The sequence below is a fragment of the Spirochaetales bacterium genome (genome assembly GCA_016930085.1).
GTDB lineage: Bacteria > Spirochaetota > Spirochaetia > SZUA-6 > JAFGRV01 > JAFGHO01.
Map to the genome: position 1 here is coordinate 55,592 of JAFGHO010000028.1, position 15,604 is coordinate 71,195.

Here is a 15,604-nt window from a genome sequence, read left to right on the forward strand (position 1 = left end):
TGCTGTTGATTCGGGTATATCCCGGATCAAAAATCATCGTTACGGAAGACGGATTATCAATAATACAGTCTATAAAGGGGTAAAAAAAGATGAAAACAAAGAAGGAGTATGTTCTGGGAATAATAGCGGCTCCTCAGGATGACGCCGAACATATTGCCAGGGTAATCGTGGAAAAACGCCTTGCCGCGTGCATACAAATCGCCGGTCCGATATCGAGTTTTTACTGGTGGAAAGGAAAGGTGGAAAAGGATACAGAAGCCCTCATGTTTATAAAAACAAAAGAAAAATGCACAAAAAGCATAGAGGAGGTCTTAAAAACGATCCATCCCTACGAGATCCCGGAACTCATCTTTCTACCGATATCGGCCGGACTCCCGTCATATTTCAACTGGATCGATGAAACAGTGTCCGCTGCGCCGGTTTGATTACAGCGACGGGAAGAATATACCGAATACGGGGCTTTTTCGCTGGCAATATTGGATTAATTGTATTATCCTTCATAGAAGGAGGGATATGTCTCACATCTTTTTATATCGAACGGATGCATCAGCAGCCGGATAAAAAAGCAACGCGGTGAAAATAAATATAAATTATCCTAGTATTCCCGGAATACCGGAACAGTGGTGTGGACATTGTGGGGGATTATCTTATATTAAGGAGCCTGAAATGAAGAAATCTATTATTATCGTTATCGTTATCATGACTGCTTTTTTTCTCGCGTCCTGTTTGGGGGTTGAAAGCAGGATCAAACTCAATGCCGATGGTTCGGGCCATATCTTTTTCTCGTACAGGATCTCGCAGATGCTGCTCAATATGGGAAAAGAGGCTGAAGGCGAAGGCGAGGAATCGTCTGCAGAGGGAGGAAGCGACATGCCGCTTCCCATTACCAAGGAAGATTTTGAGGAACAGGTCGAAGGCATTGAAGGATTGCGTGTGGTCAATGTAACACAGGAAGAGAATGAAAAGGATCTCATAATCAATGCGGAACTCGAGTTCGATAATGTCGAAAAACTCAATGACTCTGAAACCTTCTCCGAATGGACGATCAGTTATAAAAAAGAAGGGGGAACATATATCTACAAGCAACTCATCACCGAGGGGTCGGAGGAAGATGTCGATGAAGAGAGTATCGCGATGATCGAGTCGATGTTCGCCGGTTACGAACTGGCATTCAGCGTCGAAACCCCGAAACCGATCAAGGAACATAATATCGGTGAGCTTTCCGCCGACAAAAAGACCTGTACTTACCGCATTCCCATATCCAATATGATGTCGGTAAAGGACAGGCTTGAACTCATTATCAAGTGGTAAGATAACGAGTGAAGAGCTGTTTCCCTTTATTGAACGGGCATTACCGGGGAGGAGAGATACCCGCCGGTAATGCCCGAAACGGGAATAAAAATATATTCAAAATGGTTTGCATATGTGCCGCGGACGACTATACTTTAATTTTGTGAGTCCCTTAATAAAAAGTTTACTACATTTATTCATTTTGCTTTCATTCACGGTTCCGGCAGCCGGAGATACGATTCACTCGATTGAAAAAAGAACCGCAGTTTCATCGACATGGCGTTTCAGATTCGACGACCATCCACGATACAAAAACACCGGGTTTGACGATGCAGGCTGGAAAAAAGGTGTGCTTCCCTACAAGGCGGACCTCGATACATCAAAACCGCACGACGCCCTGTTTCTCTGGATTCGGGGTTCTTTCACCGTTACCAAACGCCTTGAGGGTGAAAAAATCTTTCTGCTTTTGGGGAAAACTTTCGGAGCGGTCGAAGTATTTGTCAATGGCGTCCTCACGGGGTTTCACGGAAGCTTTCCGCCTGATTTTAATTTTGACGATGCATCTCTCAAACAGTACGCCATACCTCCGGAAATCGTCCGCTACGACGAACCCAACCTCATCGCGGTAAGGATGTTTCATGAATACGGAAAGTTCGAGATACCCGAAATTTCAATCGGCAATTATGATGAATACATTTTCGACGGCATGGTACTCAACTTCATCAATGTGGAAATATACCGGATTTTCAGCGCGCTTTGCCTTATACTCGGCGGTTATTACATCCTTCACTATGCTTTCCGCAGAAAAGAAAAAACCAACCTTTATTTCGCACTCACCAATATCTGTTTCTCCCTTTATTTTCTCAATATGGGTCTCGAGGTTAGCTTTCTGCCTTACCGGATTGCGGGTGCCTTTTCCCAATCGTTTCTTCCACTTTTCTTTGGGTTGCTCGTCGTGTTTTTCGTTAATTACCTTCATATATGCGACAATACATGGTTCAAACGGATCATCATGGCCAAGGCTGTCCTTCTCTCTCTTCTTTTCTATCTGAACGCGGGATCGAGGGACATCATCCCGAACCTGTTCACCCTGGTACTTATCCCTTCCGGACTCGAACTTGTCTTTCTTGTGGTTATTTCCGTTATCGCGGTCATCCGTCAAAACCGGGACGCCATCCCCATCATGATCGGCTCATTCATCGGTTTCGTTTTAGGGATGCATGACATGATCTGTCAGATTTCCGGTACAACTCCGATCGCGTGGCTTCAGGGCACGGGTATTTTCTTCTTCAATATGTCGATGTTCGTTTCTTTATCGATAAAAACGATCCGCGCGTTCAAAGATCTTGAAATATATTCGGCCGAAATTTCACGAAAAACCGGCGAACTCAGAACATATATCGAAAACATCCGGGAAGTATCCGAAACCGTATCAAATTTGAGCAAAACACTCGGGGAAAGTATCGCGTCCGCTTCCGCCTCGATCCGGGAAATGACATCACGGTCGGCTTGTATTTCCGATGACATGAAACAGCAAAATGATGTGGTGAATAAAACCGAGGAAATGGTAATGTTACTCCTTGATTCGCTGGAAGGGATCTATAAAGGACTCGAAGCGCAGACGGAACAGGTCACTCATACATCGGCGACAATTAATCAGATGCTTAAAAACACGGGTGTTATATCAAAAAATGTCGAATTCACATCGGAATTCGTGAGTCAGCTCGAAGAAATGACGGGGAAAGGTGAAAAGGCGGTCCTTAAGTCCGCCAGGTCGATAGAGGAAATCATGGACGTTTCCTTTAACGCGAATAAAATCATCGATGCGGTGAGTGATCTCGCGGAACAGACCAACATTCTGGCCATTAACGCGGCCATCGAAGCTGCCCATGCGGGCAATTACGGAACCGGTTTTGCCGTCGTCGCAGGAGAAATAAAACGGCTAGCGGGCGGTTCGGCGGAACGTTCGGCGGAAATTCTCAAGCACATAACAAGCATCATCCGCAAAATCGAGGAGGGGGTTTCGACAAACAACCAGGTCATCGAAATATTCAAGGCAATCAGCGGCAAAACCGCTTCAACCGTCGACCAGGTGCAATCCATATACACGGCGATTCTCGAACAAAAAACGGCCAGCGAACAGGTACTGCATTCACTGGAAAGGCTGAGTACGACATCACAGGAAATAAAACAACAGGCGGACAAACAAAGTTCGGGAAGCAGGATCATCCGAGGACACATTGAAGGGTTGGTCGATTCCACGACAAACGTCATGAACGCGGTCGCGAGCATATCGACGGAGATCAGCGAAATGGTAAACAATATAAGTCATATTAAAGGGATCATGACGGAAAGCATGAAGATCACCGACCGGTTGAAAGACCTTCTTCGAGATACATCATAATCTTTGCCAGCACCCGTTCGTGGGTTTGCCGCGTCGTTTCGTTCTTCCCGGCGGGGACGATATCCGGCGATTCATACGACGGCAATTCGATATCGACGGACGTTATCCCGTTTTCGCCGCACCAATTGATGAGTTCACCCGTCACGTGGTTTGAAGTTATCCATGTGTTCAAATAAGTATATCCGGCGGTTTCGGCGATCCGGGCAGCAAATCGAACGGTTTCTTCATCCGGCTTGCCATAGAACCGGTATCCCGGCTGTACCGAGCCGTTTTTATACGCCGAGTGATACGAGATGAGATATACCTTCTTTACCTTCCTCTTTACTTCGTCAAGAAGCCAGTCGACTATCGCCCGGACTTCCGGTTCGGAAGCAGGAGTTTGCCCCCCGCTTCCTTCGATCCTCCTGAATGGGGATATCGCGTCACTCCTCCAGTTCGAAGTGGGAAAATTCCTGTTGAGATCCACACCGTGGATATTCTTCCGGCCGGATTGTTCAAAACCATCGGGATTCAGGAGGGGGACGAAAAAAAGGCGCAGGGGGCGCGGAACGAGATTCGGTTTTTCCGTGTATATACCCATCAGATCACCGACGAGCGCGGCGGTGTTCCGCTCATTTCCGTGTATCCCCCCGATAACGACAAGACCGGTTTCATATCCCGCGCCCACTTCGACGACCTTTATGGATTTATCGTTAACGGATTGCCCGATGATCGAAGAAGCAACCAGACAGGCGGCGCTGCTCGACCGATTCATCTGGATGTAATCGCGGCCTCTTTCTTTATCCCCCGGATTTATACAGGAGCAGATCACGGGAAGCACAGCGAAAATAAAAACAAGCCGCAACCACCCTGTTTTTACCCCGTGTTTTATCGGACAACACGTCATATTCGAAAAAAACATCATGGCTACCATTGGCTTCCCGCGGCTGCGACCGCGCCGTTTTCCCCTGTCACATGAGTTCCTTAATCTTCTCGATACACAATCCCCTGGGAACGCAAACCTGGTTTCTTGTGCCGAGGTGTTTTATCGTCACGTTTCCTTCCCTTAATTCATCTTCGCCGAGTATGAGGAGAATAGTGAATCCTTTCTTTTCCGCGAAGCGTATCTGTTTGGTAAACTTGTCATTCTCCGCCAGATATATCGCGTTTGCAATATCGGCCTGACGAAGTTCATCCGAGAGTTTGAAATAATGTTCCGACGGCATACCAAGAAACCGTGTAATGAGTACCTTTTTCCGGTTTTTGATATCTTCGGGGATAAGACGATGAAGCTCGAGAAAATGCTGAAATGTCACATCACCCAGACCGAATCCGATCCCGGAAATCGAAATGTCCTTGAACATACCCACAAGATTGTCGTATCGCCCGCCTCCGAAAAGACTTCTTCTGTTTTCGGATGAGGTGTCGTACACCTCGAAAACGGTTCCCGTATAATAATCGAACCCCCTGATAATGGAAAAATCAAACCCGCCGTATCTATCCAGCCCCGTCTTCTGAAGAAGAAGAAAAAGCCTGTAAAGTTCCCTGGCCCCTTCGGAATCGATTCCCATCCTCCCGGCGATATCTGCAAAACTCAGTGTAAATATCTCCTCGAGTTTGTCGATTGTTTTTGCCGATAGTCCGATATCTTTGAGCCATCCGCGGTAGGTCTCCGGTGCGATCTTGGATTTTTTATCCACTGCTTTCGAAATAATCCCCACCTGATCCTGCTTTATTTTGAGAATATCGGTAAGCACATCATTGAAAAATTTCCGGTTGCTGATCTTTATCCTGAACATCGTTTCATCCGCCTGAAACGCCCGCATGATCGAGATAATAACCGATACGATTTCAACATCCGCCTCGATCGCATCCGAACCGAAAATATCCACATTCACCTGCCAGTGTTCCCTCAGACGCCCTTTCTGCGGTTTTTCGTACCGCAGAAAATTTGCAACACTGTACCAGCGAAGGGGAAACGTGAGGGACTCGAGCCGTGCCGCGACCATGCGTGCGACCGAAGGGGTCATCTCCGGCCGGATGGCAACCTTACGCCCTCCTTTGTCTTCAAAAAGGTAAAGCTGTTCTTTTGCGACTTCGTCCCCGCTTTTTGCGGCATAGATATCAAACGGTTCAAGAAGCGGACTGTGGTATTCTTCATACCCGTAGCTTTCCACGACGTGACGGACCGTTGAAAAGTACCAGTTACGGTACACCATGTCATCCGGATAAAAATCACGGGTTCCCTTATACGATTTATCGGACAATCTGTTGCTTTCCATAGTTATATCCTTATTGCTTTATTTCCGGTATCGGCTCGATTTATATTGAATCACTATAAAAAGTAGCGGTGATTTGGTCAAGCGGCTAAGAAAAGGCCATTATTTCGCCAGCTCCGGGAACGTCTCCCCTTCTCCCAGAACGCGGTGTATCTTCGACATCCATTCGCTTATATTAATCCCCTGCGGACACAGTTCTTCACACTGACCGCACGCCGTACATTGATCGGCCCGTTTGTTTTTCGGCATGTTTCGATACCCTACCCGGACCTCTCCTGGACTTTCATACATGACGCCGTCATTATAGAGTGACATATTCCATGGAATATCGATCCCGGACGGACACGGCATACAATACCGGCACATCGTGCAGGGAATCGGACAGTACCGTTTATATGCCGCCCTGACTCTCTCGTACAATGCATGTTCTTCATCAGAGAGATTGTTTTGCAGGGCACGGCCGGCATAAAGAAGGTTTTCGCGTACATGGCGGGGAGAACTCATTCCACTCAGAACGGTGGTGACCTCGGGCTGATCCCACAACCATCGAAGCGCCCATTCCACCGGTGTACGCTTTGTGTGCGCGACATCCCATATCGAACCGATGTGCGGGGGAGACTCAACGAGTTTTCCGCCTAAAAGTGGTTCCATCACGACCACCGCCATTCCTTTCGATGCCGCATGAAGAAGCCCTCTTTTCCCCGCCTGGTTGTCGACGTCGATGTAATTGTACTGAATCTGGCAGAATGTCCACTCGTAATCATCGGTTATATGGATAAAATCCTTGTATTCTCCGTGGAATGAAAATCCCAGATATCGTATCGATCCATCCGATATCTTTTTCTCGGCCCATTCCACTGCGCCGCATTGCTTTAGTCGAGCCCAGCTTTCCCCGTTCAAAGCGTGAAAAAGATAAAAATCGATCGTATCCGTTTTCAGCTTCCCACGCTGTTCGTTGAAAATTCGTTCACAGTCATCCTGCGTTTTTACAAGCCATGGGGGGAGTTTCGTCGCGAGCATCACGTTTTTCCCGTAACCGTCGCCGAGTATTTTTCCCAAAAAAGACTCGCTTTTTTTATTATGATACGGATACGCCGTATCAAAATAGTTTACACCGTTATCGATCGCCGTATGAATCATTTCCGTTGCCGTTTCTTCGTCGATTTCCCCGGTATCCTTTACCATGGGTAGTCTCATCGCGCCAAAACCCAGTATCGATACGTCGATATCCAGTTTGCCGAATTTGTTATATCGCATTGACCTTGCTCCTCATATCATACATATTAATGAAATATCCGGTAAAAGACAACACCCTGCCGGTATGCGCGGCGATGCGCCCGAAACATTCGGACGGACGTGTTCGCCCCCGGAATATTTTCCCTTTTTTCACGGCATTATATTCCGATATTTAGGAAAGGAGTATGCCCTTTGAAGATCAAAAAGTATACATACCCGACTGTCATGGCATTTACCGTCATGGCACTGGCTGCGGTTGGATGCGCGTCACGCCCGGTCATTGTCCCGGTCACCCCGGCTATCGTGGAAAAAGAAGAAATTGTTCCCGTCCTTGAAGAAAAAATCGTATTTTCCGATAAATTCGACGACAATCTCAACGGGTGGACGACGAACGGCGATCACAAGACAATCTCCCGCATCGAAGAGGGTCACTATTTCCTTGAAAACAAAAAAAAGCATGAAGCGACATTTTCATGTCTTCCCATTACCATAACCAACCGGCACGATTTTATCATCGAAAGCAAAATCATCAAGATCGCGGGTAAAGGCGAATGCAGTTACGGTATAACATGGGGGGCCGATCCCGATAAAAAAAACGCTTCATTTATCATTATTTTTGAGGATTACATCCTTTACGGAATACGTAAGAACAACGAGTGGGAAACCCTTATCAACTGGCAGCGGTCGACATTTGTCAACCGCAATCCGTCCGAAAATAAAATTGCCGTCAGGCGTTTTAAAAACGAGTTGGAGGTCTTCGTTAACGAACACAGGCTGCTTGCGATATCGGAAAACCGGTTGTACGGGAATAACTTCGGATTTATTCTGTTTGGCGATATCCTCGTCAAAGCCGATTTTTTTCTCGTCACCGAATATATAATGACACCGGATACCGCTCCGTTCGATCCGGAAACGGCGACATTACTCATCCAGCCCGGACATACCTATCTTTTTATCCCAAAAGAGGAAGATACCCCTCGGGAAAAGGATTAATATTGCCATATGCCACAAACGTTCCCGAAACGTGACGGCATGTAATATGGCTGAAGAAGAAAACCCGGGATTTCGTCGAAGAGGATATTGTAACATCCCTGAAATCGGTGTAATCTATACCTAAGAAACTTTAATTGATACGGTAGCATTTGTCGGGTTTGTCCTGCTTTATGTAAAAACATTGAGTTCAACCCGTGTTTATTGAATAATTATACATAAAAGCCGGCAAGGAGATTAAGGGGGAATTTCATGCAATCTAAAAAACAGTTACTTATCGTTTTATTCGTCATCATTGCTTCCTGGACCGGCCTCTACGGAATAACGATCAAACTGGGAAGTCTGGCACCGGCCAACTCCCTCTGGGATAAAAGTCTCAAGGAACTCGCAGCCGAATGGTCCAGACTTTCAAATGGAAAGGTCGTTCTCAAGATATATCCCGGCGGTATCGCGGGTGACGAGGACGTAATGATACGTAAAATAAAATTAAGACAACTTCACGCTGCCGCCATCACCTGCATCGGTATCAACAAGATCGAAAAAGGGATTTTGTCAATTTCCGTTCCCATGCTTATCCGGACGGAAGACGAGCTATTCTATATACTCGAAAGGATGACTCCGTATCTGGAAAAAGAACTGGAGAAAAAACAGTTTATCGCGATCGGGTTCACCTTTGCCGGATGGGTCCATTTCTTCACCCGGAATCCGGTCCGAACGCCGGAAGATTTGAAAAACCAGAAAATGTGGCTGTGGGAGGGTTCCCCTGCTGTCGTGCAGATATGGAAAAAGGCGGGATTCAGTGTCATCCCCCTCGGGGTACCGGATATCCTTACCTCACTTCAAAGCGGGATGATAGACGGACTTGCTACATCTCCCCTTTCGGCCGCGGTGTACCAATGGTTTGCGGTGGCGGACAATATGACGGCGATAAATTGGGCACCCATGACTGCTGGTCTGTTGATCTCGAAATCGATCTGGCAAAAGATACCGGAAGATCTCAGACCGCAACTCAAAAAGTCTGCAAGAAATATTCTGCAGAAAGTGAATACACGGATGATCGAAGCGGACAACGAGGCGATCGCAATTATGCAACAGCACGGTTTAGTTGTTCAGGAAGTTACACCGGAAGACGAGGTGAAATGGGAAAAGCTTGTCGAAGAAAATTTCGAAAAGCTTATATCGACCGATTTCGGTGAGGAGGCCTATAACCTGGTCCTCACATACCTCGAAGAATATAGAAACCAGAAAAACAAGAGTTTTTCCATTGAAAATGAATGATTTCACCTTTTTTTTATCAACGCAAAAATATGCGGTTCGATAATCACCCGGGTTCGAAGGCCTTGAATCACGACAGGGTTCCGGCGGTAATCGAGGCAATCCCCCTATATACAGCCGTCATTCTTTTCCATTAAAAACGGCCGTACCGTCTACTCAAACCATACAGCCCTGACTTCCCGGCGTACCGGCAGGCGATAATAACGGTGAACGGGATATCCGAGTGTCATCACCCCTGCAATCAGCCTGTTTTCTGAAATATTGAGTCGCCTCATCACCCGCCTGTTTCGGTCGACCGCCATCATCGTAAATCCCATCCAGCAACTTCCCAATCCGAGTGAGTGTGCGGCAAGCATCCCGTAGGTAACCGAGATCGCGGGATCGACATACGACATACGCCCGGCATCCGGCACATGGACAAGGACGATCACCGGCGCTTGATAAAAGATCGGATCCCCACCGGCTTCATATTGATCAATAAGGGCTTCGAGTCCCAAAAGGGTACTGTGATCCGAAAGCAGTCGATACAGAGAACGGGGAACGAACGGCTTTAAAAGAATATGTATCTTCATCAATCGTCTGAACAAACGTAACGACGCGATCGTTTCATCCAGAAGCATCTTTTTGATTGTTTCCCTTTTGACCACCACATACTCGCACGGTTGCTCATTGTGTCCGCTCGGCGCATGCCTCATGACATCAAGTATCTTATCAATATCATGTTTCGGGATGTCCTTTTCCCGATATTTCCGCATAGAGCGTTTCGACAAAATAAAATCGAAAGCATGTTCAAACGACACGGCTCCATCCGTATACTCCCGTGCCTTCTCACGGTCGGAATACGTAATCGCATTCTCCGGACAAGCGGAAACGCAATGACCGCATCCCGTGCACCAACTGTTCGGATCGCGGTACGCTACCCCTTCTTTTCCATTGAGTGAATACAATCCTGCGACACACTCCCGGATGCAAATACCGCAGACGGAACATTTAGTCGTGTCGATTCCCGTAATTTTCATAATCACCTCCATATCTTTTATACCGACATTTTCTGAAAAACCGGTTCTATCCGGCTTCTTTTACCCTCACATTACTCGATATTGCCGACGGCTTCCGTTATCCACTACCAGCCTCTACCGTATGCCCGCTTCCGGGTCACGACAATACTAACTAGCCATTTAGTCTATTACTTTCCAAAAAAAATTACCCCTTCCCTTCTTCCATATTCCTGTGATGCCGTTCATGTGTCGCTTCCATGGCGGCATCGAAATACTTCGCCAGCTCTTCTTTTGTAATATGGAAATAATCACACCACTTCTCCTTGAAGACAATATAGCAGACAAACGGTATGACTCCGGTAAAAAACTCCGTCACATACATCTGTTGTTGTGTATAATGAGGTATATTAACCCGTTCCTTTATTTTATTGATCTTTTCATCATCGACATTGCCGCCCACATCGACAAGCTTGAATAACGGCACATCCCTGATATTACTTTTCAGCGATTCGGCGACAAGTATCTTCAAAATATCCCTGTTTGTTTCCAGATATGTTGAATATTCGGCATCGAACAGCCGTTTGTTCTCTTCCGCATTTTCCTTGAATCCCCCCCGTTCGATAAAACGTAAAAGCAACTCTGTCGATTCCCTGAAAAAAGTACTGAACAACTCATTCAACACTGCCTTTTTACTTTTAAAGTAATAATATATCAGTGCTTTATTGACTTTTGCCTTGCGGGCTATTTCATCCATACACGCACCGTCATACCCTTTTTCCGCAAACAGTCGCATTGCGGCGGTGAGAATACGATTTTTTGATTCCTCTTTATTCTTTCCCATACTAAAATTAACTAACCGTTTAATTAATTATAATATACACTTCTTCCCGGATCCTGTCAATAGAAAAATTGAGAATTTGTTCGGATAGATTCAAGCCTGTTTTGGAACAAGATTGATATTACCAATTTACACTTTTTTTACAAAGCTTTTACATCGGTGTGACATCGGTACATTGGTATTGCCTTATATTGTGAACAGGAGGACATTATGAAAAGAATATACAGGTATGCTTTTTTTGTAACCCTTGGCGTTTTTGTGATAACCATTTTGTTGTTGTTTGCCGATTTCACAACCGCGCGCGCGGACATTGAAGCAGGTATCGCGGCCGGCCATGACGGACCGGCGATCCAGCTTGCCGTACTCCTCGATACAAGCGGAAGTATGAGCGGGCTCATCGATCAGGCGAAAGCCTGTCTCTGGAACATCGTAAACGAATTGTCCGAGACACAAAAAGACGGAAAAACACCGGCATTATATGTTTCCCTCTACGAATACGGCAAACAATCAATATCCACATGGGAGGGGCACATCAGACAGATCGTCCCGTTAAGCCGCGATCTGGACCATATCTACGAAGAGCTTTTCAGGCTTACTACAAACGGAGGCGATGAATACTGCGGCATGGTAATCGAACGTGCACTTGCGGAACTGCCGTGGAGTGACAACGATGATGACTTGAAACTTATTTTCATAGCCGGCAATGAACCGTTCACCCAGGGAAGCGTTGATTATAAATCGGCCTGCGCCACCGCTTCAGAACGCGGTATTACCGTTAACACTATACATTGCGGTAACCGTGAAGAAGGAATCCGGGAATTCTGGTATGACGGTGCGGTCCGGGGGGGCGGACAATATATGACTATCGATCATAATCAGGTGGTCGTCGCTATCGATGCCCCGCAGGATGAGGAAATCGCCAGGCTGAATGAAGCGTTGAATAATACGTATATTCCATATGGAGAGGGGGGAGAGACGCTGATGGTCCGTCAGACAGCCCAGGATACAAACGCCCTGTCGGTGAACAACGAGAACCTTGTCAAACGTGCCGCGGCGAAATCCACGTCAAATTACCTGAACAGTTCATGGGATCTCGTCGACGCACTCCGGGATACTTCCGTCCAGTTAAAGGAAATTGCCGATAACGAACTTCCCGAACAAATGAGAACGATGACCCTTCATGAAAGGGAAGCATATATAAAGGCAAAAAGCGAGGAAAGGAACGAGATACAAAAGAAAATTCGTTTTTTATACAAGGAACGGGAAGCATATGTAAGGAAAACAAGCGGTGAACTGGAGAAAGACGACACATTGGGCAATGCCTTGATGAATGTACTCGAAGAACAGGCTGAAAAAAAGGGATATGCCATTAATAAATAACATGATATCGATTGTTGCTGAAGCCGGCATTTCGGGGCAGCGGAGACAGTCCGCTGCCCTGCCTGTCAAGGGGCTTTCCTGACTTATTTTTTTTTCACCTTAAAAAATAAATTCAAAGCAACGCGCAATTTTTTAGCGTTATAGAATATAAGAGAATAAAAACAATAAGGAGAGTCACATGATAAAGTCGGGTCTACATGAATTCCATTTTGTTATAACGGATTTAATGAAAGAGAAACTGCTAAACCTGAATTTGTTCGGCTCAAGGAGATCGTTATCCGGTGTGATTGCCGGGATCATATCTTTCGTCGATCCTTTGATCGTAAAGAAGCACAAATGGGGGAGGCAACGAATGAGCCGATATCAATCGGTCTCACACAATCCGGATGAAAGCCGGAAACACGTACATGCGTATTTCCCTGAGGATATGTATCGAAAGATAAAGCTGCTGCATGCTGATTTGAATTGTTTTAGTATCGCACAGTTGGTGAGGGGATTGTTGGAGTTGTTCTTGGTGATGGTGGAGAAATATGGAAATAAGGTGATCGAAGAATTTAAAAAAAGATTTAAGCAATGGAGAATTGAGGAGAAAAGTATACAGTCACGAAAGAATTTACGACAATTGTATAGGATAATTCAACATTTACCGGGTCGAAATAGGTTGATTTCCATGTATACGAGTCATTATTCACCTTTTTGGATACTTCGTCTTTAAAAAAACACTACCCAACCCCCTTTACACCCTCATACATCCCAGCCGGACAAAAGATAAAAACCGTGCATGATACATCGAATTAATCGACACATTAACCTCAAAGCCCGAAAAATTCTTTCCCCTGCCCCTCACGATGAGTGACTATTTACAGCAGCGTTATATCCTTATTTTCCTATACACCGGATTTTGTCATATAGCGATTTTATCACCGCCTCTATTTTGTCATTGATGTATACCGTACACTCCGTTACCATTCATTTCCCTGTCTCCCCTCTCTTGACATAACGACGAAGCTGGGTAATAGTTGTTATCATGGTTATCGTATTGGAACACGGCATTACTGAAAAAGATAAAAACTCGATAAAGAGTTTTCTCGAGAAAAAAGGGTTCATTATCCGGGAAATCGTAGGAGAAGAAGAGACTATTTTCGGCGCGGTGGGTGTCGTAAGCATCGATATAAGGGAGGTGGAGCTTCTTCCCGGTGTCTCACGTGTCATTCCCATATCGAAACCATATAAACTCGCATCACGGGAGTTTAAAAAAGACGATACGGTAATTCCCATCGGACCAATAAAGATCGGCGGAAAACGAATCGTTATCATAGCCGGCCCTTGCGCGGTCGAGTCCCGCGAACAGATACTCGAAACCGCCCATTGCGTCAAGGAATCCGGTGCCGTGATACTCAGAGGCGGTGCATATAAGCCCCGTTCTTCACCATACGCCTTCCAGGGCCTTGCCGAAACCGGCTTGAAATACCTAAAGGAGGCCGGCGAGGCAACCGGCATGCCGGTTATCTCGGAGATTGTTTCACATGAACAAGTCGAATTGATGAAGGAATATGCCGATATCATCCAGGTTGGCGCGCGTAATATGCAGAACTTCGAGTTATTGAAACGCCTCGGGTCGATCAACAAACCGATCATGATAAAACGCGGTTTTGCCGCGACCATCCAGGAACTCCTCATGTCAGCCGAATACCTCCTTGCCCATGGGGGGGAAGAAGTGATTCTCTGCGAGCGGGGAATCCGTACTTTTGAAACCTACACAAGAAATACTCTCGATATTTCGGCCATTCCGGTTGTCAAGAAATTAAGCCATTTGCCGATCGTCGTGGATCCTTCTCACGGGACGGGTATCCGTGAAAAGGTGAGTCCCATGGCACTTGCCGCCGTTGCGGCGGGCTCGGACGGTATCGTCGTCGAAGTTCACCCGGACCCGGAAAATGCTCTTTCGGACGGTCCACAGTCGCTTTATCCCGAACAATTCGAAAAACTCATGCGCGATATCGAAGCACTTGCCCCCGTTATCGGAAAGGAAATAGCCAGACTTCCCGAACGATCGGCCGCGTATGCAATAAGGAAAAAAGACAAAAAGATCAAAGACACAGGGAAACCAATGGTCTCCTTTCAGGGCGAACGGGGCGCATTCAGTGAAAAGGCGATTTACAGCTACTTCGACGAAGAAGTAGAACTTCTCCCCTGTACGGAGTTCCGGGATGTCTTCAATTCAGTTCTCGAAGGGAAAAGCCGTTTCGGTGTCGTCCCCCTCGAAAATTCCCTCTCCGGCTCGATCCACCAGAACTTCGATCTCCTTCTCCAGTTTCCGGATATCCGAATAATCGGAGAGAAAATAATCAGAATCGTTCATAATCTTATCGCGCTTCCCGGCGCAGTAATCGAAGAAATAAAACGGGTGTATTCACACCCCCAGGGACTCACCCAGTGTTCGAAATATCTAGAAAAGTATCCTCACTGGGAAAAGGTCGCGTACTACGACACTGCGGGCTCCGTCGCCTTTATCGCACGGGAAGGGAAAAAGGAAAACTCAGCAATTGCGAGTGAAGAAGCCGCAAAGGTATACGGCATGAACGTCCTCAAGGAAAGTGTTGAAACCAACGCCCGGAACTATACGCGCTTCGTCGTGATCGCGCGTGAAGAAGCGGCAAAAGTAGATAAACCGGAAAAGGCATCGTTTGTCTTTTCGACCCTGGACAAACCGGGCGCGTTGTTTTATGTGCTTCGCAACCTGACGGAAAAATCGATTAATATGAAAAAACTCGAATCCCGGCCAATCCCGGGCAAACCATGGGAGTACATGTTTTATGTGGATGTCGAGGTACCGGAAGACATCTCGCGATTCAACGAGACAATCGAAATACTCAGGAAAGAAACGGATGAGTTCCGATTGCTTGGAATGTATACGGTGTAGCCAATGGTCCGC

General features: G+C 46.5%; 12 protein-coding genes. 7 read left to right on the plus strand and 5 right to left on the minus strand.

Annotated elements, in window-relative coordinates; genetic code table 11:
* Positions 1-89: 89 nt before the first annotated feature.
* The 3 genes from JW881_05260 (at position 90) to JW881_05270 (ending at position 3,694) form a co-directional block, all read left to right on the plus strand.
* Entirely contained in the window at positions 90-425 is a 336-nt protein-coding gene (locus JW881_05260; GenBank protein ID MBN1696901.1) for a divalent-cation tolerance protein CutA, read from the plus strand.
* 241 nt (positions 426-666) lie between these two features.
* On the plus strand, positions 667-1,311 hold the full coding sequence (locus tag JW881_05265) for a hypothetical protein (GenBank protein ID MBN1696902.1): 645 nt from the start codon (positions 667-669) through the stop codon (positions 1,309-1,311).
* Positions 1,312-1,492: 181 nt separating this feature from the next.
* A complete protein-coding gene (locus tag JW881_05270) occupies positions 1,493-3,694 on the plus strand; it encodes a hypothetical protein (protein MBN1696903.1) in 2,202 nt (733 codons plus the stop codon).
* Here the strand turns inward: JW881_05270 and JW881_05275 are convergent.
* From JW881_05275 to JW881_05285, 3 genes are all read right to left on the minus strand, one after another.
* Complete coding sequence (locus tag JW881_05275; GenBank protein ID MBN1696904.1) at positions 3,654-4,607, minus strand: DUF2817 domain-containing protein; 954 nt, start codon at positions 4,605-4,607, stop codon at positions 3,654-3,656. The two genes, JW881_05270 and JW881_05275, sit on opposite strands and share 41 nt — an antisense overlap.
* A gap of 37 nt (positions 4,608-4,644) precedes the next feature.
* Positions 4,645-5,955 carry a histidine--tRNA ligase gene (locus JW881_05280; protein ID MBN1696905.1) on the minus strand — a complete coding sequence of 437 codons (1,311 nt, stop codon included), beginning with the start codon at positions 5,953-5,955 and terminating at the stop codon, positions 4,645-4,647.
* A gap of 99 nt (positions 5,956-6,054) precedes the next feature.
* Positions 6,055-7,209, minus strand: coding sequence for an aldo/keto reductase (locus JW881_05285; GenBank protein MBN1696906.1), 1,155 nt, complete (start codon positions 7,207-7,209; stop codon positions 6,055-6,057).
* A 171-nt stretch (positions 7,210-7,380) separates the two neighbouring features.
* On the opposite strand from JW881_05285, the gene JW881_05290 reads away from it, so the two are divergent.
* Together JW881_05290 and dctP are read left to right on the plus strand one after the other, a co-directional pair.
* Positions 7,381-8,181, plus strand: coding sequence for a hypothetical protein (locus JW881_05290; protein ID MBN1696907.1), 801 nt, complete (start codon positions 7,381-7,383; stop codon positions 8,179-8,181).
* 249 nt (positions 8,182-8,430) lie between these two features.
* Positions 8,431-9,456, plus strand: coding sequence for a TRAP transporter substrate-binding protein DctP (dctP, locus tag JW881_05295; protein MBN1696908.1), 1,026 nt, complete (start codon positions 8,431-8,433; stop codon positions 9,454-9,456).
* Positions 9,457-9,605: 149 nt separating this feature from the next.
* On the opposite strand, the gene JW881_05300 is transcribed toward dctP, so the two are convergent.
* A complete protein-coding gene (locus JW881_05300) occupies positions 9,606-10,472 on the minus strand; it encodes a nitroreductase family protein (protein MBN1696909.1) in 867 nt (288 codons plus the stop codon).
* Between the two features lie 184 nt (positions 10,473-10,656).
* Positions 10,657-11,292, minus strand: a complete 636-nt coding sequence (locus tag JW881_05305) for a TetR/AcrR family transcriptional regulator (GenBank protein ID MBN1696910.1) — start codon at positions 11,290-11,292, stop codon at positions 10,657-10,659.
* 207 nt (positions 11,293-11,499) lie between these two features.
* On the opposite strand from JW881_05305, the gene JW881_05310 reads away from it, so the two are divergent.
* Positions 11,500-12,669, plus strand: a complete 1,170-nt coding sequence (locus tag JW881_05310; GenBank protein ID MBN1696911.1) for a VWA domain-containing protein — start codon at positions 11,500-11,502, stop codon at positions 12,667-12,669.
* A gap of 1,027 nt (positions 12,670-13,696) precedes the next feature.
* The gene (gene aroF / locus JW881_05315) at positions 13,697-15,592 is read left to right on the plus strand and encodes a 3-deoxy-7-phosphoheptulonate synthase (GenBank protein ID MBN1696912.1); all 1,896 of its coding nucleotides are present in this window, start codon (positions 13,697-13,699) and stop codon (positions 15,590-15,592) included.
* The last annotated feature ends 12 nt before the right edge of the window (positions 15,593-15,604 follow it).